The sequence below is a fragment of the Achromobacter sp. DMS1 genome (assembly GCF_001270295.1).
The window spans coordinates 1-18245 of sequence record NZ_LHSJ01000053.1 but is presented as its reverse complement, the minus strand read 5'-3'; the positions used below and the strand labels follow the sequence as shown (position 1 = coordinate 18245).

17 protein-coding genes, 1 tRNA gene and 3 pseudogenes are annotated in these 18245 nt (G+C 66.6%); 10 read left to right on the top strand and 11 right to left on the bottom strand.

What is annotated here, in order from left to right:
* Nucleotides 1-177: 177 nt before the first annotated feature.
* The 4 genes and pseudogenes from AD428_RS08490 (at nt 178) to AD428_RS08475 (ending at nt 4428) form a co-directional block, all read left to right on the top strand.
* On the top strand, nt 178-1131 hold the full coding sequence (locus AD428_RS08490; RefSeq protein WP_053244858.1) for a LysR family transcriptional regulator: 954 nt from the start codon (nt 178-180) through the stop codon (nt 1129-1131).
* A 119-nt stretch (nt 1132-1250) separates the two neighbouring features.
* Entirely contained in the window at nt 1251-2459 is a 1209-nt protein-coding gene (locus AD428_RS08485; RefSeq protein ID WP_053244857.1) for a CaiB/BaiF CoA transferase family protein, read from the top strand.
* Nucleotides 2460-2532: 73 nt separating this feature from the next.
* Nucleotides 2533-3324, top strand: a pseudogene (locus AD428_RS08480) (tripartite tricarboxylate transporter substrate binding protein); the annotation flags it as partial.
* Between the two features lie 180 nt (nt 3325-3504).
* The gene (locus tag AD428_RS08475) at nt 3505-4428 is read left to right on the top strand and encodes a hydroxymethylglutaryl-CoA lyase (RefSeq protein WP_053244856.1); all 924 of its coding nucleotides are present in this window, start codon (nt 3505-3507) and stop codon (nt 4426-4428) included.
* A 42-nt stretch (nt 4429-4470) separates the two neighbouring features.
* Here the strand turns inward: AD428_RS08475 and AD428_RS08470 are convergent, their stop codons facing one another.
* The 3 genes and pseudogenes from AD428_RS08470 to AD428_RS29385 form a co-directional block, all read right to left on the bottom strand.
* Nucleotides 4471-4908 (bottom strand): universal stress protein, encoded by a 438-nt coding sequence (locus tag AD428_RS08470; protein ID WP_053244855.1) that lies wholly within the window; start codon nt 4906-4908, stop codon nt 4471-4473.
* 171 nt (nt 4909-5079) lie between these two features.
* A complete protein-coding gene (locus AD428_RS24620; RefSeq protein WP_053244854.1) occupies nt 5080-5907 on the bottom strand; it encodes a TonB-dependent receptor domain-containing protein in 828 nt (275 codons plus the stop codon).
* 37 nt (nt 5908-5944) lie between these two features.
* A pseudogene (locus AD428_RS29385) lies at nt 5945-6139 on the bottom strand (TonB-dependent receptor plug domain-containing protein); the annotation flags it as partial.
* Between the two features lie 40 nt (nt 6140-6179).
* On the opposite strand from AD428_RS29385, the gene AD428_RS27640 reads away from it, so the two are divergent.
* Entirely contained in the window at nt 6180-6470 is a 291-nt protein-coding gene (locus AD428_RS27640; RefSeq protein ID WP_235489536.1) for a hypothetical protein, read from the top strand.
* A 91-nt stretch (nt 6471-6561) separates the two neighbouring features.
* Here AD428_RS27640 and AD428_RS29380 read toward each other — a convergent pair.
* Nucleotides 6562-6660: pseudogene (locus AD428_RS29380) on the bottom strand (iron dicitrate transport regulator FecR); the annotation flags it as partial.
* Nucleotides 6661-7073: 413 nt separating this feature from the next.
* Here AD428_RS29380 and AD428_RS08455 point away from each other — a divergent pair.
* Complete coding sequence (locus AD428_RS08455; RefSeq protein ID WP_053244852.1) at nt 7074-7943, top strand: MaoC/PaaZ C-terminal domain-containing protein; 870 nt, start codon at nt 7074-7076, stop codon at nt 7941-7943.
* Between the two features lie 65 nt (nt 7944-8008).
* Nucleotides 8009-8833 (top strand): SDR family NAD(P)-dependent oxidoreductase, encoded by an 825-nt coding sequence (locus tag AD428_RS08450; RefSeq protein WP_053244851.1) that lies wholly within the window; start codon nt 8009-8011, stop codon nt 8831-8833.
* A gap of 19 nt (nt 8834-8852) precedes the next feature.
* Here AD428_RS08450 and AD428_RS08445 read toward each other — a convergent pair whose 3' ends face one another.
* Genes AD428_RS08445 through AD428_RS08420 form a run of 6 tightly spaced genes read right to left on the bottom strand, consistent with a single transcriptional unit; the run spans nt 8853 to nt 15396 of the window.
* The gene (locus AD428_RS08445) at nt 8853-10061 is read right to left on the bottom strand and encodes a CaiB/BaiF CoA transferase family protein (protein ID WP_053244850.1); all 1209 of its coding nucleotides are present in this window, start codon (nt 10059-10061) and stop codon (nt 8853-8855) included.
* Complete coding sequence (locus AD428_RS08440; protein ID WP_053244849.1) at nt 10058-10489, bottom strand: Zn-ribbon domain-containing OB-fold protein; 432 nt, start codon at nt 10487-10489, stop codon at nt 10058-10060. Before AD428_RS08440 ends, AD428_RS08445 begins: the two co-directional genes overlap by 4 nt.
* A gap of 2 nt (nt 10490-10491) precedes the next feature.
* A complete protein-coding gene (locus AD428_RS08435; protein WP_053244848.1) occupies nt 10492-11652 on the bottom strand; it encodes an acetyl-CoA acetyltransferase in 1161 nt (386 codons plus the stop codon).
* An 8-nt stretch (nt 11653-11660) separates the two neighbouring features.
* Nucleotides 11661-12794 (bottom strand): acyl-CoA dehydrogenase family protein, encoded by a 1134-nt coding sequence (locus tag AD428_RS08430; RefSeq protein WP_082308325.1) that lies wholly within the window; start codon nt 12792-12794, stop codon nt 11661-11663.
* A gap of 24 nt (nt 12795-12818) precedes the next feature.
* Nucleotides 12819-14354 (bottom strand): AMP-binding protein, encoded by a 1536-nt coding sequence (locus AD428_RS08425; RefSeq protein ID WP_053244866.1) that lies wholly within the window; start codon nt 14352-14354, stop codon nt 12819-12821.
* Between the two features lie 55 nt (nt 14355-14409).
* Entirely contained in the window at nt 14410-15396 is a 987-nt protein-coding gene (locus tag AD428_RS08420; protein ID WP_082308324.1) for a Bug family tripartite tricarboxylate transporter substrate binding protein, read from the bottom strand.
* A 183-nt stretch (nt 15397-15579) separates the two neighbouring features.
* On the opposite strand from AD428_RS08420, the gene AD428_RS08415 reads away from it, so the two are divergent.
* On the top strand, nt 15580-16374 hold the full coding sequence (locus AD428_RS08415; protein WP_053244846.1) for an IclR family transcriptional regulator domain-containing protein: 795 nt from the start codon (nt 15580-15582) through the stop codon (nt 16372-16374).
* A gap of 28 nt (nt 16375-16402) precedes the next feature.
* Here AD428_RS08415 and AD428_RS08410 read toward each other — a convergent pair.
* A tRNA-Ser gene (locus AD428_RS08410) sits at nt 16403-16492 on the bottom strand.
* A gap of 101 nt (nt 16493-16593) precedes the next feature.
* Between AD428_RS08410 and AD428_RS08405 the strand changes: the two genes are divergently transcribed.
* Both AD428_RS08405 and AD428_RS08400 read left to right on the top strand, forming a co-directional pair.
* Entirely contained in the window at nt 16594-17571 is a 978-nt protein-coding gene (locus AD428_RS08405) for an NAD(P)H-quinone oxidoreductase (RefSeq protein ID WP_053244845.1), read from the top strand.
* A 256-nt stretch (nt 17572-17827) separates the two neighbouring features.
* A partial coding sequence (locus tag AD428_RS08400) for a triose-phosphate isomerase family protein (protein WP_160318557.1) occupies nt 17828-18245 on the top strand: 418 nt, incomplete at its 3' end.

The window sequence follows — 18245 nt, the reverse complement described above, 5'->3', positions numbered from 1 at the left end:
CCGCCGGAGGGCGAGACTATACCACCAGGGCGGCCTGCGGCCAGGGCGCGCTCACCCTGAAAGGAGCGTCGCACAGGCGGACAATCGGGCGGGCGTCAGGCCAGACGCGGCCGGGCTGACAGGCCCTAGGGGAAACCCCGATCCCGCGGGCCGCGGCAGGCGGGGACACTTTCCGGCATGAAGCCGCTCCCGTCCGCACACCCGCATCCGCGCGATATCGATCCCGTTTCCCTGCGCCTGTTCCTGGCCGCGCTCGAGGAGGGCAGCCTGGCGCGTGCGGCCGCGAGGGAGAATCTCGTGCCTTCGGCGGTGAGCAAGCGCATGGCCGAGATGGAAGAGGCGTTCGGCGTGCCGCTGCTGGAGCGCGGCGTGCGCGGGGTGCAGGCGACGCCGGCGGGCAACGCGCTGGCCGAGCATGCGCGCATGGTGCTGCGCGGCATGGAGCGCATGCACCGGGGAGATGCGGGGGGTTCGCCACGGGGTATCCGCGGCCGGGTGCGGCTGGCGGTGAGCGTGGCGGCGCTGGCGGGCGAGCTGCCCGAGCGCATCCAGTCGTTCCGGCGCGCCTGCCCGCAGATCGAGCTGTCCTTGACCGAAGACACGACCCAGCAGGTGTTCCAGGAGGTGCTGCACGGACGCGCGGACGTGGCCGTGGGCTCGGATTTCAGCCACGAGGGCCTGCAGGTGTTTCCGTACGGGCATTGCGAGCTGGCGGCGGTGGTGCCGGCCCAGCATTCGCTGGCCGACCGCGACGTGCTGGACTATGCGCAGTTGCTGCCTTACGAGCAGATCGAACTCAACCGCGACAACGGCATCAGCGAGGTGTTCGAGCGCGCCGCGCGCGAGGCCGGCGTGCGGCGCCGCATCAGCGCGCGGGTGAGCGCCCACGAAACCATATGCGCGCTGGTGGCGCGCGGCCTGGGCGTCGGCGTGGTGCCGCTGTATCTCAAAGACAGGCACGGAGGGCCGGAGCTGCGTTTCATTGCCTTGAGCGGACCGTGGGCGGCCACGCGCATCTGCGTGGCGGTGCGGGAACCGGACACGCTCGCCCCGGCGGCGCGGGCCTGGCTCGCGCATCTGGGCGTGCTGCCCGCAGAGAGCAGGCCCGAGGCCGGGCCTGCCTGGGGGTAACCCGGACGTTCCGAAAAGAGAATGCCCCGTTTCTGAAAGACCGCTTTTCCGCCGGAAGCGGGCCCGCGATCATGGCCGTGCTGACGCCGCAACCAAAACACAGCCATGAGGATAGGTGGATGACAAAGATGTCGGGTAGCCCGTTTATGGACGGCTCGGAGCTGCCGCTGCGCGGGATCAGGGTTCTGGAGCTTTCCCACATGATCATGGGCCCGGCCGCCGGGTTGGCGCTGGCGGACCTGGGGGCCGAGGTCATCAAGCTGGAGCCGATGGAAGGCGACCGCACGCGCCGCCTGAAGGGATCGGGCAGCGGCTATTTTCCCGTGTTCAACCGCAACAAGCAGAGCCTGGCGGTTGATCTCAAGTCGGCCGAGGGCTGCGAGCTCGCGCGCCGGCTGGCGCTGCGGGCCGATATGGTGGTGGAGAATTTCCGCGACGGCGGCCTGGCCCAGTACGGCCTGGATTATGAATCGCTGTCCGCCGCGAACCCCGGGTTGATCTATGTGTCGCTCAAGGGCTTCCTGTCGGGTCCGTACAAACACCGCACCGCGCTGGACGAGGTGGTGCAGATGATGGGCGGGCTGGCCTACATCAATGGCGGCGCCGATGCGCCGCAGCGGGTGGCCGCTTCGGTCAACGACATCCTGGGCGGCACGTTCGGCGTGGTGGGCGCCCTGGCGGCGCTGCACGACCGGCACGCCTCCGGTCGCGGACGGCACGTGCGTGCGGGGCTGTTCGAGAACAACCTGCTGCTGGTGGCGCAGTTCATTGCGCAATACCAGCTCACGGGCGACGCGCCCAAGCCCATGGGCGCGGAGCGGCGTCCGCCCTGGGGTGTCTACGACGTGTTCGACACCGCGGACGGCCGGGTATTCGTGGCGGTGGTGGGCGATGCGCAGTGGCGCAATTTCGCGCAGCGCTTTCTGCCGCCGGAGTGGGCCGCCGACCCTCGCCTGGCCACGGCAGTGGACCGCGAGGCGGCGCGTTCGTGGCTGGTGCCCGGCGTGGCCGAAATCCTCAAGTCGTGGAAGACCGCCGACCTGTGCGCGGCGCTGGAGGCGGCCAACCTGTCGTACGGGCCGATACGCCAGCCGCACGAGCTGCTGGACGACGAGCACCTGAAGGCCGGCGGCGCGCTGCTCAAGACCCGGCTGCCGGAGGGCGGGGAGATTTCCGCGGCCGCGCTGCCCATCGAATTCGACGGACGCAAGGCAGGCAAGCGCTCCGACCCGCCCGCCCGGGGCGCCCACACGCGGGACATTCTGCTGCGTATGGGGCTGGATGCGCAGCGCATCGACGCGCTGCGCGAGGCGGGCGTGATTGCATGAATGGATCCGGGGCGCGGCCCCGGCCCCGAGGCGGCGCCAGACCGCCCGGCTTTTTCATCGAAGAGGAGACGACATGGTACGCAAGCTGTTGGCCGTGGCCGCCATGGCCCTGGCCTGCGCCGCACAGGCGCAGGACTATCCGAGCAAGCCTATCCGCATCATCATTCCGTCCACGCCGGGCGGGGGCACCGACTACATCGGCCGCCTCATGGGGTCCAAGCTGCACGAGCTGAACGGCTGGGCGGTGGTGCCGGAGAACAAGCCAGGCGCGGGCACCGCGCTGGGGCTGGCCGAGGCCGCCCGGGCGCCGGCGCAGGGCTACGACCTGGTGATCGGCCAGTCCGACAACGTCACGCTGATTCCGCTGCTGATGAAGGTTTCGTACGACCCGATCAAGGACCTGGCTCCCGTGGCGCTGGTGGCCACTACGCCCATGGTGCTGCTGGTGGCGGAGAGCTCGCCCTACAAGAGCCTGCCCGAAGTTATCGAGGCGGCGCGCAAGGACCCCAACAAGATTTCCTACGGTACCTCGGGCACCGGGGGCGGCGTGCACATCGCCATGGAGATGCTGCAGCATTCCGCCGGCGTGAAGATGCAGCACGTGCCCTACAAAGGGTCCGCGCCCGCGCTGGCCGACCTGATGGGCGGGCATTTGCAGTTCGCCGGCTCGTCGATTTCATCGGCGGCCTCGCTTATCAAGGCGGGCAAGGTGAGGGCGCTGGCCGTGACTTCGCCCAGGCGCAATCCCGCCCTGCCGGACGTGCCGACCGTGGCGGAGCTGGGCTACAAGGATTGCGACATGGTGACCTACTATGGCGTGCTCGCGCCGGCACGCACGCCGCCGGCCGTGGTGGCGCGCCTGAACGCCGACTTCAACAGGCTGCTCGCGCGCCAGGACGTGCGCGACGCGCTGGCCTCGCAGGGGGCTGGAGGCCGAGCCGGCGAGCTCCGACCAGTTCGCCGCGCTGATCCGCCAGGACATCGGCAAGGCCCGGCGAGCCATCGCGGCGGCCGGCATCAGGGTGCAGCAATAGCGGAGGCGGCAATGAGCGAGACGGTCCGGATCTGCGAAGTGGGGCCGCGCGACGGCTTGCAGATGGCGCGCGGCGCGATGGCGACGGCCGACAAACTGCGCTGGATCGCGCAGTTGGCCGCGGCCGGGCTGCCGGAAATCGAGGTGGGCAGCTTCGTATCGCCGCGGCTGGTCCCGGCCATGGCCGACACCGGGGAGGTGCTGCCGCATGCCCTGGCGCTGGAGGGCATCGCCGTCTGCGCGCTGGCCTGCAATCTCAAGGGCGCGATCGCGGCCTACGAGGCGGGCGCGCAGGTGGTGGCGATTCCGGTATCGGTCAGCGACACGCACAGCCGCGCCAACGTGGGCAAGAGCACCCAGGCGCAGATCGACGTGGTGGCCGCCATCGCCGACTGGCTGCACGCACAGCCGCGACCCGTGCGTATCGACGCCGCCGTGGCGACGGCGTTCGGCTGTTCCATGGAGGGAGAGGTGCCCGTCGCCCGCGTGGCGTCGGTGGCCTCCGCGCTGGAACGCGCCGGCGTGGACGAGCTGGCGCTGGCCGACACCGTGGGCTATGCGCATCCGGGACGCGTGCGCCAAGCCGTGCGCGCTACGCAGGACGCGGTGGGGGCCCGGCTGGTCAAGCTGCATCTGCACGACACCCTGGGCCTGGGGCTGGCCAATGCGCTGGCAGGGCTCGAAGAAGGCATACGCGCCTTCGACGCCTGCCTCGGCGGGCTGGGCGGCTGCCCGTTCGCACCCGGCGCATCGGGCAACATCGTGACCGAAGACCTGGTTTTCATGCTGGAAAGCATGGGCTATCGAACCGGCGTGGATCTCGCGCGACTCATCGAGGCGCGCCAACTGCTGGCGGCCAGCCTGCCGCGGGAAACGCTGCGCAGCGGGGTGGCGGCGGCGGGCATCCCGCCGACGTTTCGCGCCAGGCAAGCGTGAGCCTGCCGGCGCGCACGGCGCGAAGGCGGTCCGGCGGCGGGCTCAGCGGTACACCAGCACCGGCACCTTGGAGTGCGCCAGCACTTTCTGCGTGACGCTGCCCAGCAGCACCGCCGCCACGCCGCCCCGGCCGTGCGAAGACATGGCGATCAGGTCACAGCCCTGCGTGACGGCGACATCGACAATGGCCTGGTAGATGGCCTCGTGTTCACGCAGGTCCGTCTTGCATGGCACGCCGGCCGCCTTGGCCTTGTCTTCGGCCTCGCGCAGATACGAGCGCGCCAGTTCGCGCGACTGTTCCTCGTAGACCGACCGCATGCCTTCGAAGCGCACTGTTTCCGAGGAGGGCATCTGGAAGGGCGTGATTACCGTGAGCACGGTGACGCTGGCCTGCAACGCGCGCGCCAGTTCCAGTCCTTGCGCCAGGCCGGAATCGGCCAGGCTGGATCCATCGATGGGGATGAGGATGTGCTTGATCATGACGGCCTCCGGAGGAATGGGCGGCGGGGCGCCGCCGAGGGTTGGGGGGCGCAGCGGGACGACAAACGCAACTCTATCCTACGCCCGTGCCGGGCCGGAGGGAATATGCCGCAAGCATGGCCAGTCATGCGGCCCGCAACCGGCGCGGCCGCCGGGGCCGCGCCGTCCGCCTCAGAATCTATAGCGCAGGGTGGCCATGACTTCGGCGGGCGTGCCCCAGATGCCCTGGCCATGCCAGTTGACGGCGCGCTGGTATTTCTTGTCGAACACGTTGTTCACGTTCACCTGCAAGGACAGGTCCGGCGAGAGCTGGTAGCGGGCCATCAGGTTGGTGATGGCATACCCTCCCTGTTCCTGGCTCTCGCGGTTGGGGCCAACGCCGTCGTAGTAGGCGCGGCTCTGCCAGTTGACGCCGCCGCCTATCGTCAGGCGGTGCCAGTCTACGGGCAATTGATAAGCGGTGAACGGACGCAACAGGGTGCGCGGGCGCTCGGTGTTGATGTCCTTGCCAGCCGCGTCCTGGGCGATGAAGCGCGTGGCGCCGAGGAAGAGTTGCCAGCCCCGCGCGATCTCGCTCGTCCTGGAAGTTGAAGATGCTGGTGTAGGTGGCGTAGACCGGGTATGTCGGGGTGAGGCCGTAGACCACCCCGGCATAAGGGACGAACTTGTGATCGCGGTATTCGTATTCCCCGGACGAGGCCCAGCCCGCGCCTTCCCGCTGCGTTTGCGTTCGTAGCGGTCGAAGAAGGATTTCTTGTCTTCGTGCGACGCGACCAGGCGCGTGCGGATGCGTCCGTCTTCGGTGACCGGCGTGGACAGGTCCAGCGTGCCGCGGTAGTTGCCCCAGGAGCCGACGCTGATTGTGGCCTCGCCCTTGAAGGTCTTGCTGTCGGCGCGCTTGCGCACCAGATTGACCGAGGCGGAAGGCTGGCCCGCGCCCGTGAGCAGGCCGGTCGCGCCGCGCACCACCTTGATGCGGTCGTAGAGAATGGGGTCCAACTCGGATTCGCCGGCCGCGTAGTTGCTCTTGTGTGGAAATTCCGTCGTACTGCAGGTCTTCGATAGGGAAGCCGCGCGAGGAGAAAATGGTGCGCTCACTGTCGAGCTGCAGGGCGGCCACGCCCGTGGTGTTCTGCAGCACGCTGCCCAGATCCTGAAATCCCTGGTCGTCCATGCGCTGTCGCGTCACGACGCTCACCGACTGCGGCGTTTCGCGCGGTGAGAGTTTCAACCCGGTGGCCGCGGCCGTGACGGGCGTGGTGTAGGAGCCCGTGCCAGGGCTGGGTGTGCTTGATCCGGACGGGCAGCACGCTTTCGAGCATGGCCAGCGCGCGGTCGGGATCGGTGGCCGGATAGCTGCCGATGACCGGCAGGCGCGCGACTTCCGGCGCGACGCCGATGTGGCCGCCGCAGTAGCGCTGCAACTCGCGCGCCACCTCGGCCAGCGGCGTGTTCTCGGTGACCCGGACACCCCGCGTCCAAGCCTCGCCCGCCGGATCGGCCGGCCGCGTGGCCGCGAGCGCGTCGCGCGAGAAGCGCGTCTGCCGGCCGGTCTTGGATGATGGGGGTCGCGCCGGAATCGGCCGTGCGGGCCTCCACCGCGCCCTGGTGGACCGCCTCCAGCGTTTCCGGCCCATCCAGCCGCACCGTGAAGCGCGTGCCCAGCGCCCGCGGCCGCCCTCGCGGTGCATCGACCACGAAGGGCCGGCGGCTCGGGTCGGCGGCGGTCTGGACCAGGATTTCGCCGGCCACCAGGCTCAGGCGGCGCAGGTCGCCGCGGCCTCGGGCCGCGCGGCCAGCTCCTCCAGCCAAGCCTGCTCGATCTGCCGGCGGCGCCACAAGTCTACGCACATGCCGTTGGCGATCGTGCGCACAGCGCACGCGCCTCGGGCTCGGTGTCGAAACGGCGCGGCGCCGCATCAGGCGCAGAAAGGCATCGTGCGCCAGCATCGGCCGGCTGCTTGGCGTCAGGGACGGCTTTCGCAGGTTGACACTCCCCTGATATGGGCATATTGTTCGCTTGACGGTCTTTTATATCCGCTAAGCGGTCATTTTGAGTGAATGCTCCCTCCGGAGCGCGCAACGCACCGCGGCCCATGTGCCGGCATCGGCAGCCGTCTGCAGCCACTTCTCAATGGATCACAGCACGCCAGGGAGCCCCATGCATGGCCATCGATTACGCCACCTTGAAAAACTGGAAGTTTCCCGTCATCGAACAGATCTACACCGAAAAGGACACCATGCTCTATGCCCTGGCGCTGGGATTGGGTGTGGACCCGACAGACGAGCGGCATCTGCGCTTCGTCTATGAAAAGGACCTGCTTGCGCTGCCCACCATGGCCGTGGTGCTGGGATATCCGGGCTTCTGGATGAAGGATCCCGCGACGGGAATAGACTGGGTCCGGCTGCTGCACGGAGAGCAGCGGTTGACGCTGCATGCTCCCTTGCCGCCGCGGGGCGCCGTCACCGGCAGGTCGCGCGTGAAGAGCGTGATCGACAAGGGGGCGGACAAGGGCGCTATCGTGGTCACGGAGCGCGCGCTCTCCGATCGGGATTCGGGCCGGTCGCTGGCCACCATCGAACAGGTGTCGTTTCTGCGAGGCAATGGTGGCTACAGCGAATCGGGCCAGCCCAGCGACAGCCTGGAAGCCTATCCTTCTCTGATCGGCGACGGGCCGCCCGACTGCGTGCGCGACGTGCTCACGCGTCCGGATATGGCGTTGCTCTATCGGCTCTGCGCGGACGATAACCCTTTGCATGCCGATCCCGCCATTGCGCGCAGCGCTGGTTTTGATCGTCCTATCCTGCATGGCCTTGCGACCTACGGCGTCGCTTGTCACGCCGTGCTGGACGACTGGTGCGAGAGTGATCCAGGCAGGTTGCGCCGGTTCAACGTCCGATTCACGGCGCCTGTCTACCCCGGCGAAACCCTGCGCATCGAAAGCTGGCGCGGCAATGGGGAAGTAGGCTTTCGCGCCCGCGCAGTGGAGCGCGATGTGATGGTGCTGAACAACGGTTATGCCGAGATCGCCTGACGGCGGGCTTGGAGCAGTGGCGGCATTGCTCGCCGCGCAATCTCAACCGGGCAAGGAGACCCCGCATGAAGAAGCTGGAAGGAAAGGTAGCGCTGGTTACGGGTTCCGGACGCGGAATCGGCCGCGAGATCGCGCTGAAACTCGCGTCGGAAGGCGCGCGGCTCGTCGTCAATGATCTGGACGAAGCGCCGGCGCGGCAGGTCGTCGATGAGCTGGAGGCGGTGGGCGCCCAAGCGGTGAGCTGCATCGGGAGCGTCACCGACAAGGAATTCGGCGATCGTTTCGTCGGCACGGCGTTGCGGGAATTCGGCGGCGTCGACATCATTGTCAACAATGCCGGCTACACCTGGGACAGCACCATCCAGAAAATGACGGACGAGCAGTGGTATGCCATGCTGGATGTCCATATGACCGCGCCATTTCGCATCCTGCGTGCCGCCGCGGAACACTTCAAGAACCAGGCGCGTAAGGAAGCGGCGGAGGGAATCGAAGTGTTCCGCAAGGTGGTCAACGTGTCGTCCACGTCGGGGCTCATGGGCAACCCGGGACAGGCGAATTACTCGGCTGCCAAGGCCGGCATCACCGGGCTCACGCGGGCGCTCAGCAAGGAATGGGGGCGTTACAAGGTAAACGTCAATTCGGTGGCGTTCGGCCTTATCAAGACCCGGTTGACGGATGCCGCCGTGGGCGACGGGGCTACCATTGATGTCGCGGGCAATACTATCAAAGTGGGCATCAGTGCGCAGTTCATGCAGAACATTGAAACCATGATTCCGGTCGGCCGCGCCGGCACGCCGGAGGAGGCGGCGGGCGCGGTGTACCTTTTCTGCATTCCCGAGTCCGACTACGTGAGCGGCCAGGTGCTGATTTGTGGAGGCGGGCGGCCCTGAGTGGGCAGCCGGGCAGGTCTTATGCCTGCCTGGCGGCTCCCGAAGCCAGCGCGGCATGGATGCGCGGCTCGTCCCAGCCCAGCTCGCGCAGGATCTGCGCCGAATGCTGGCCCTGGGAGGGTGGCGGCGTCAGGTCGACGCCGTCGCCTGCAACCGGCAGGCCGCGCAGCACGCGAACCGGCCCGCCCGGCCCGGCAAAGGAGCGCCAGGCCGGTCGCTCTCCCAAGGCGTGCAGCGCTTCTTCGCTGGTCAGCGCCGGGCCCAGGCAGACGTCCCACTGTGCGCCGAACGCGACCCACTCTGCCTGGGTCCGTGTCCTGAAGATGCGCGCAAGCGCCGCACGTACCCGAGAGGCAGTCGGTGGCGCCGTCAGATCCGGGATCTCGGCCAGTTCGGGGCACGGCGCCCGTTCGCAGAAGCGGCGCCAGAATTTTTCTTCCAGCGCGGCGAAGGTGACCTGCCGGCCGTCTGCCGTTTCGTACAGGCCATAGCACGGATGGCCGCCGTTCAGTCTCCCCAGGCCGGGCGCATCGGGATGCTGTTGCTGGCCAACGAGCGCGCCCTCAATGGGAAGCAGCATGGCCGTCGCGTGCGCGATGGACAAGTCTATGTAGCATCCCTGGCCCGAGACCTGCCGGGCGAGCAGCGCCGCCATGATCGACATGGTGGCGCTATAGGCGCCGCCAACCAGATCGGAGGTCAGCGTCTGCGGCAATACGGCATGTCCGGTGGCCGCGTCGCGAGGCAGGATGCCCGCACACCCCTGGTAGTTCAGGTCGTGACCGGCCAACGGCGCGAGCGGGCCATGCTGGCCATATCCCGTAATGGAGCAATAAACCAGGCGAGGGTTCTCACAACGCAAGACCTCGTGACCCAGGCCCAGCCGCTGCATGACTCCGGGACGAAAACTCTCTACCAGCACATCGGCGCGACGCGCCAATGCAAGCGCGGCTTCGCGGCCTTGCGCCTGCTTGAGATCCAATGCAATGCTGCGCTTGCCCGCGTTGGCCGCCGTGAACGCGGCGCCTGTTTGCGAGCGCGGCAACGGGTGCAGCCCGCGCGCATAATCGCCCGCTTCGGTATCTTCGACCTTGATCACGTCAGCACCGAAGCCGCGCAGCAGATAGGCTGCATAGGGACCGGGAAGCAAGCGGGTGAAGTCCAGCACCACCAGACCAGCCATGGCGGTATCGGAAATGTGCTCCTCCAGCGGCCTGGCGGGGCTCATGGCTGTTCCTGGCGAGTTGCCGGTTCCGCTTCGAAGTGCACGAGCGTGATGTCATCCGAAACAGGTTCGAATACAGTGCGCACGCGCAAGCCGATCGTGATCTCGGAAAGCGGAGTGTTTATCAGGTTGCCCATCATGCGGGGCCCCTCGTCCAGTTGGACGACAGCAACCGCATACGGAAGCTTGTCGGCCATGTACGGATTGGCGGCCCGGTGATTGATGGTGTAGGTGTAGATACGGCCGAGTCCCGCGCTGGTGCGCCATTGCAGCGCCGTGCTGCCGCAACGCACGCAGCAGGGCCTGGGATAGAACTGGAAACCGGCGCAGTCGGTGCAGTATTGCAAGTCGAGCCGTCCGGCCTTCGCCGCTTGCCAGAAGGGCAGCGTAAGGTCGGTGGGCACGGGCAAGGGGCGCGTGGAGGCGTCCATGGCTATTGCACTCCCAGAATCATGGTTGTATTGCAGGAGAAAACGAGCCCGGGCGCGTGGCACAGGGCAAGCTCATGACGGGGCAACTGGCGGTCGCCGCATTCCCCTCGAAGTTGGCGCACCGCTTCGATAACGAGAAAGATGCCGAACATGCCGGGATGGCCGTAAGACAGGCCGCCGCCAGACGTGTTGATCGGGAAGCGTCCGCCAGGGCCGAGCGCACCGTCGGCCACGAAGGCGCCGGCCTCGCCTCGCTTGCAGAAGCCCAGCTCTTCGAGCGACTGCAGCACGCCAATGGTGAAGTGGTCATAGATCTGCACCACGTCGACATCTGCGCGAGTCACGCCTGCCATGTCCAGTGCCGCCTGCGCGGTTGCCGCGACGCCGGTTTCGAGCCAGTCGGCAGTATTGAACGGCGTGTAGTGGTGCGCGTACGTTTCGGCAATGCCTCGCACGATGACCGGACGCTTGCGCAGATCGGCGGCGCGCTCGGCCGAGACGATGACGAGCGCACCGCCGCCGTCTGTGACCAGGCAGCAGTCGCGCTGGCGCAGCGGGTCGGCCACGATGGGCGATTGCATGACCTCGTCCAGGGTAAGCGGCTCTCGCCGATAAGCCTTGGGGTTGAGGGCCGCCCAGCGCCGGGCGGCCAGCGCCACTTCAGCCAGGTCGCGCGGCGTGGTGCCGTATCGGTGCCGATGCAATTGCGCCACCATGGCGTAATAGCCGATGGGACTGAGCTGGCCATAGGGCATGACGAACTGGCCGCGCGGTGTACGCGGGTTTTCGACCACCTTCGCAAGCGCCCGCGCGCCGTCCGATGCCTGCGTGCTGCCGTACGTAATGAGCGCGACTGAGCAAAGTCCTGCCGATACGGCCGCCATTGCATGGCGGATATGGGCAATGTTCGACATTCCTCCGATATTGGTCGAGTCCACGTAGCGAGGGTGCAGCCCCAGGAATTCGGCCAGCAGGGCGCCAGAGAATCTGTCGTCGGTGTGCGCGAATATTCCATCCACGTCGCTGAGTTTCAGCCCGGCATCGGCCAATGCGCCAAGCGCGGCCTGGGCCTGGAGTTCCAGGGCCGTCTTGCCGGGGACTTTGCCCAGGTCGGATTCGGCGACGCCGGCGATGGCTACAGGGCGCAGTGCGTTCTCTTGCATGGCCTTTCTCACAGGGCGCGCGCAACGATTTCGCGCATGATTTCGGAAGAGCCGCCGTATATCCGGTTTGGACGGACATCGGTATAGGCCCGCGCAATGGCGTACTCGCGCATGTAGCCGTAGCCGCCGTAGAACTGGAGCAGGTCGTCGATGGCGCGCGTGGCTTCTCCCGCCCAGAGTTTGGCCGCGGCGGCGCCGGCGGCGTCGAGCTGGCCGTCCAGGAATTGCGACAGGCATTGGTCGACATACGCGCGCGTCGCGGCGGCCAGCGCCTTGATGTCGGCAAGTTTGAAACGGATATGCTGGTTCTCGATCAGCGCCTTGCCAAAAGCATGGCGCTCTTTCGTGTAGTCGATGGTCCATTGCAGAGCCGCTTCCAGTGCGGCTGCGCAGCGCACGGCGATCATCAGCCGTTCTCGCACAAGCTCTGCCATCAGGTAGCCGAAACCCTGGTTGGGTTCGCCGAGCAGGCATTCTTCGGGCACCCAGAGGTCGCTGAAGAAGAGCTCGGCCGTGTCTTGTGCGCGCTGACCCAGTTTGTCGAGCAGCTTGCCGCGGCTGAAACCCGGGCTGCGCGTATCGACCCAGAACAGGCTGATGCCGCGGGCGCCGGCAGACGGATCGGTCTTGGCCACCACCAGCACGCGGTCGGCATGATGGCCGTTCGTAATGAAGGTTTTCTGCCCGTTGATGACATAGCCTCCATCGCCGTGTTGCGCGGTGGTGCGGATCGCTTTGAGGTCGCTGCCTGTAGACGGCTCCGTCATGGCGATGGCGCCGACGACCGCTCCGCTGGCCATGTCGGGCAGCCATGCCCGCTTTTGCGCTTCCGAGCCCAGATGCAGCAGGTAGTTCGCCACGATGTCGGAGTGGGTCGTGAACCCGGTAATGCCCGTGGCGAGCGCATATGCAATCTCCTCGATGACGACGACGGTGTCGAGAAATCCGCCGCCGCCGCCGCCGTACTCGTCGGGAATGCTGGGCAGCAGCAGGCCAGCCGCCCCGGCATCGCGCCAGAGTTGGCGCGGCACCATTCCGTCTTCTTCCCATTGGGCGTGGCCAGGCAATACTTTCTCGGCAAGGAATCGCTTTACCGTGTCTCGGAACAGGTCTTGCTCGGAACTGAAAATGCGGCGCTGCATGATGGGGAGGCTCTCCGTGGCGGGTCAATGGGCAATGCGACTGGCGCCAGACCAATAGCGGTCGCGCACTTCGCGTTTGAGCAATTTTCCGGTTTCGGTGCGCGGCAGGCTGGGAACGAAATCCACGCTCTTCGGGCTCTTGACGGCGGAGATTCGCGCTTTGCAATAGGCAATGAGCTCGCTTTCGAGCGCGGGGCCGGCTTGCGACGGATCGATCAGTTCCACGACCGCCTTGACCGACTCCCCATAATCGGCGTCCGGCACGCCCACGACTGCCACGTCGCGCACTGCGGGATGTCCGGAGAGAATGTTTTCTGCTTCTTGGGGATAGATGTTCACCCCGCCGGAAACGATAGTGTTGGCCAGGCGGTCGGTGAGATACAGGTAGCCGTCTTCATCGAGATAGCCGATGTCGCCGTAGGTGCCCCATCCTTTTTCGTTGTAGGCCGAGCGCGTCTTGACCGGATCGTTGTGGTACTCAAATTTGCTGCCGCCTTCGAAATAGATGACGCCCTGCTGGCGGGGAGGCAGCGGACGTCCTTCGCCGTCCACAATGTGTACGGCGCCGAATTCGGGCCGGCCCACCGAGCCCCGGTGTGCCAGCCACTCGTGGGAATCCAGCGATGTGCGGCCCACCAGTTCCGTTCCGCTGTAGTACTCATAGAGTATCGGCCCCCACCACTCGATCATGCGCTCCTTGAGTTCGATCGGGCAGGGGGCAGCTGCATGAATGGCATAGCGCATGCTGGAAAGGTCGTAGCGGTTCCGCTCGGATGGGGCCAGGCGCAGCAGACGCGAAAACATGGTCGGAACCCACTGGCCATGCGTTACGCGGTATTTCTCCACGGTTTGCAGGGCCAGCAGCGGATCGAATTTTTCCATCATGACGGATGTTCCGCCTGCACGCATGACGGCCATGTTCCATCGCACCGGAGCGGTGTGGTAGAACGGCGCGGTCGACAGGTACACGCTGCCGATATCGAATTGCTTCCAATGCGTGCGGGCGTCGCCTGGCTGCTGGAAATAGGCGTTTGCTCTCTCCAGCGGGCGCTTGATGCCTTTGGGAACGCCGGTCGTGCCCGAGGAGTAGGAGAAATCGGTGCCCTCCGGCAGCCCGGCTGGCAAAGGCGCGTCTGCAGGGGCTTCGCTCAGCCAGGCTTCGTAATCCGGTAGCCCATTCAATGGTCCGTCCAGGACCACGGGCTCGGCGCCAAGTCCGCGAAGCCAGACCGGATCCAGGTCGCGGGCGGTGTGCGCCGAGCAGAACAGCAACCGTGCGCCGCAGTCCTGCAGGATATAGGCCATTTCGGCAGGCTTCAGATGCAGGCTGATGGTGGTGTAGTAGAGGCCGATCCGATGGGCCGCCCAAAGCAACTCGAAGTACCGTGGATGGTTTTCGAGATAAACGGCGATACCGTCGCCAGTGCGCAATCCGGCCTGCAACATGCGCTGTGCGCACCGGCGCGAACGGCGCTCGAGTTCGCCCCAGGTTACGGCAAAGCCTGAAGGCACCATCCGATACGCAACGCGTTCCGGCCAGCGCGCCGCCATGGCCAGCATGTCCGACGAACGTTCTTCCATTGCTGCATCTCCCTTGCGGCGGGCGGCCGCGGTATCAGTCCACATGAATCTTTGCTTCTTTGATGACGGCGCCCCAGCGGGTGGTTTCGGCGTCCACGAAGCGCGCGAATTGCTCCGGCGTTCCGCCGATGGGCCTCCCGCCCTGCTGTGCGAACCAGTGCTTTGACGTCTCTGATCCGAGCACTTGCTGCAGCGCCTGGTTCAAGGAGGACCGCACCGGGGCAGGCGCCTTGGAGGATGTGAACAGGCCCAGCCACACGGACACCTCGAAATCCGGAAAGCCCGACTCTTTCATCGTGGGAATGTCGGGCAATTCGGGGCTGCGTTCGGCGCTGGTAACCGCCAGCGCACGCAGTTTGCCTTCGCGGATCAGGGGCAGCGCGGTGATAAGGTTGTCGACCATGGCATCCACCTGGCCGCCGACCAGGTCCATCAGGGCCGGCGCCGCGCCCCGGTACACGACATTGACGGCTGGAATGCGCGCTTGCGACTTGAACAGTTCGCCAGCGAGATGGCCGGATGAGCCGGCTGTGGACACGGCCATGGAAAGGCCGCCCGGCTTGCCGGCGGCGTACTTCCGGAGCTCGTCGATGTTGCGGGCGGGAATCTTGGCGTTGATCACGACCACGTCCGGCATGGAGAGCACGTGAATGACGGGAGCAAGATCTTCTTTCGAGTAGGGCAGAGATTTGTAGAGTGCGTAGTTGGCGGCATTCGGCCCGAGGCTGCCCATGACGAGCGTCATGCCATCGGGATCGGACCGCAGCATGCTCTGGATTCCCAGGATGCCGCCAGCGCCGCTCTTGTTTTCGACGATGACGGGACGGTCGATGATCTTGCCCAGCTGCTCGGCCACGTAGCGGCTGGTGAGATCCAGAATGCCGCCCGGCGCCGCCGGGGCAATGATGCGCACCGGCTTGTCGGGCAGGGGCGGCGAGGCGGCGTGGGCATTGGCAACCATGCAGCAGGCCGTCCCGAGCCAAGTCAGACAGCGTGCGCTTTTTTGCAGCAGATCTTTCATGTTTGTCTCCGTGAAGCGAAGCGCGGGGCTCTTCGCGTTTTGGGCAGATGCTGCTTTGCCGTGTTATTATGTCCGCTTAGCGGACTTATAAATCCGCTTAACGGACATTAAACGCCAGCATATTGCGACTGTCAATCGCTATGGGACAATCGCGTCGCTCGATACAAACGGACTCGGCAAGACATGGCTACTCCTGAAAGCGAAAGCTTCATCCGCTCTTTTGCCCGCGGTTTGGCGGTTATCGAAGCCATGGGCAAGCAGGGCGAAACCCATACCGTCAGCAGCCTGGCGGCCGCCACAGGTTTGCCGCGAACGGTCGTGCGGCGCGTGCTGCTGACCCTTTGCGACCTGGGCTATGCCGCCACCGACCAGCGCGAATTCCGGTTGACGCCCAAGGTCCTGAACCTGGGCATGACATATCTGACGTCCCTGCCGTTCTGGGGACATGCGCAGCGAGTGCTGGAAGATCTGTGCGCGCGCGTGCAGGAGTCATGCGCGATGACGGTGTTCGACGGCAAGTCCGTCACTTATGTGTTGCGCATTCCGTCGCGCAAGATCCTGTCCTTGCGGCTTGGCGTGGGGTCCCGGATATCGGCCTACGCCACGTCGCCGGGCCGCATCGCGTTGGCCTACCTGCCGCCTGCCGCCCTGGATGCCTATCTCGCCGGCAAGACCTTCAAAGCCTATACGTCGCGCACCGTGCGCGACGCGGATACGCTGCGAGAGCGGCTGGCCGAGGTGCGCCGTGACGGTTATGCATGGGTGGACGGGGAATACGACGAGGCCATATGCGGTCTGGCGGTGCCGGTATACGACACGCAGAACAACGTGGTGGCGGCGCTGAACGTGAATATGCTGTCGCGGCAGACCAGCCGCGAAAAGGCGGTCGAGCAAGTGCTGGGGCCGCTGCTGGAGGCCGCTCATGGCCTGAATGGCATTGCGCCGGCCTTTCTGGCGCCCGTTGCGCCGCCAACCTGATCTCCCGCGTGGGGCTTGCGGATCGACTTGGCGGAAGCGGTGGGATTCGAACCCACGAAGGGCGCAAACCCTTGCCGGTTTTCAAGACCGGTGCCTTCAACCGCTCGGCCACGCTTCCGGTGGGGCAAGCGGCCGCCAGGCAAACGAAAAGCCGGCGCGGGGCGCGGCTTGCCCACCAAAGGGCGCAATAATAATCCATTTACCGCACAAGGAGACATCATGAAGGCTGTTGAAATCTCGCGCCCGGGCGGGCCGGAGGTGCTGGTGGCCGTCGAGCGCCCCACGCCGGAGCCGGGCGCCGGCGAAGTCCTGATCAAGGTGAGCGCGGCGGGCATCAACCGTCCCGATGTCTTCCAGCGCAAGGGCGCTTACCCGCCGCCGCGTGGCGCGTCGGACCTGCCCGGTCTGGAAGTGGCGGGCGAAATCGTGGGCGGCGACCTGGCCGGCACCGACCTGGCGCTGGGCGATCGCGTCTGCGCGCTGGTGGCGGGAGGCGGCTACGCCGAATATTGCGTGGCGCCCGCGGCGCAGTGCCTGCCCATTCCGCAGGGGCTGTCCGACATCGAGGCGGCCGGCCTGCCGGAAACCTATTTCACCGTCTGGAGCAACGTCTTCGATCGCGGCCGGCTGGCCGAGGGCGAGACGCTGCTGGTGCATGGCGGCGCGAGCGGCATCGGCACCACGGCCATCCAGCTGGCGCGCGCCATGGGCAACCCGGTGTATGCCACGGTGGGCAGCGACGAACGCGCGCGCGCCGTGGAGTCGCTGGGCGCGGCCAAGGGCATCAACTACAAGACGCAGGACTTCGTGCAGGAAGTGAAGAACGCCACGGACGGGCGCGGCGTGGACGTCATTCTCGACATGGTGGCGGGCGATTACATCGCGCGCGACATCCAGTGCCTGGCCGACGACGGCCGCATCGTCATCATCGCGCAACTGGGCGGCTCGCAGGCGCAGGTGGATACCAACCAGGTGATGCGCCGCCGGCTCACCATTACCGGCTCCACCCTGCGCCCGCGCCCGGTGGCGTTCAAGGGCGCCATTGCCCGCGCCTTGCGCGAACGGGTGTGGCCGCTGCTGGAGCAGGGCGCCATCAGACCCATCGTGCATGCGACGTTCCCGCTTGAACAGGCCGCGCAGGCGCACGCCATGATGGAAAGCGGCGAGAACATCGGCAAGATCATCCTGACCGTCTGAAGCGTCCTCGGCGCGCCTTGCGGTTCGTTCGGCGCGCCGGCCCACAACAGGATACAATCTAAGGTTTGACCTGGAATTTTTTCCAGGTCGGCCCGTGGGCGTATGCCTGGTTCGCGGGACCGTTCACGGGGCAGCCGGCCGCGGCTTCGCGGTGGACGGCCGCAGGCCCGACGCCGTGGCGGGCCCGGACCGCGTACCGGCCGTATCCGTGCGTGCGGGCTCGCCTCCTGGACTCTATTTCTCTGATACTTGCGCCATGACTTCAGTCGAAAACCGCGCCCGCCTCGTGCTGGGCAACTGGAAGATGCACGGCAACCTGGCCGAGAATGCCGGGTTGCTGACCGAGCTGCGCGCCGCGGATGCTGCGAGCCATTGCGAAATCGGCGTCTGCGTGCCGTTTCCCTATCTGGCCCAGGCCGCTTCGGCCCTGACGGGCAGCGCCGTCTCCTGGGGGGCGCAAGACGTCAGCGCTCACGAGAAGGGCGCCTACACCGGCGAAGTCTCCGGCCCCATGCTGAAGGAATTCGGCTGCCGCTGGGCGCTGGCCGGCCATTCCGAGCGCCGCACCCTGCACGGCGAAACCGACCAGATCGTGGCCGACAAGGCCCGCGCCGCCCTGGCCGCGGGGCTGACGCCCGTAGTCTGCGTGGGCGAATCCCTGGCCGACCGCGACG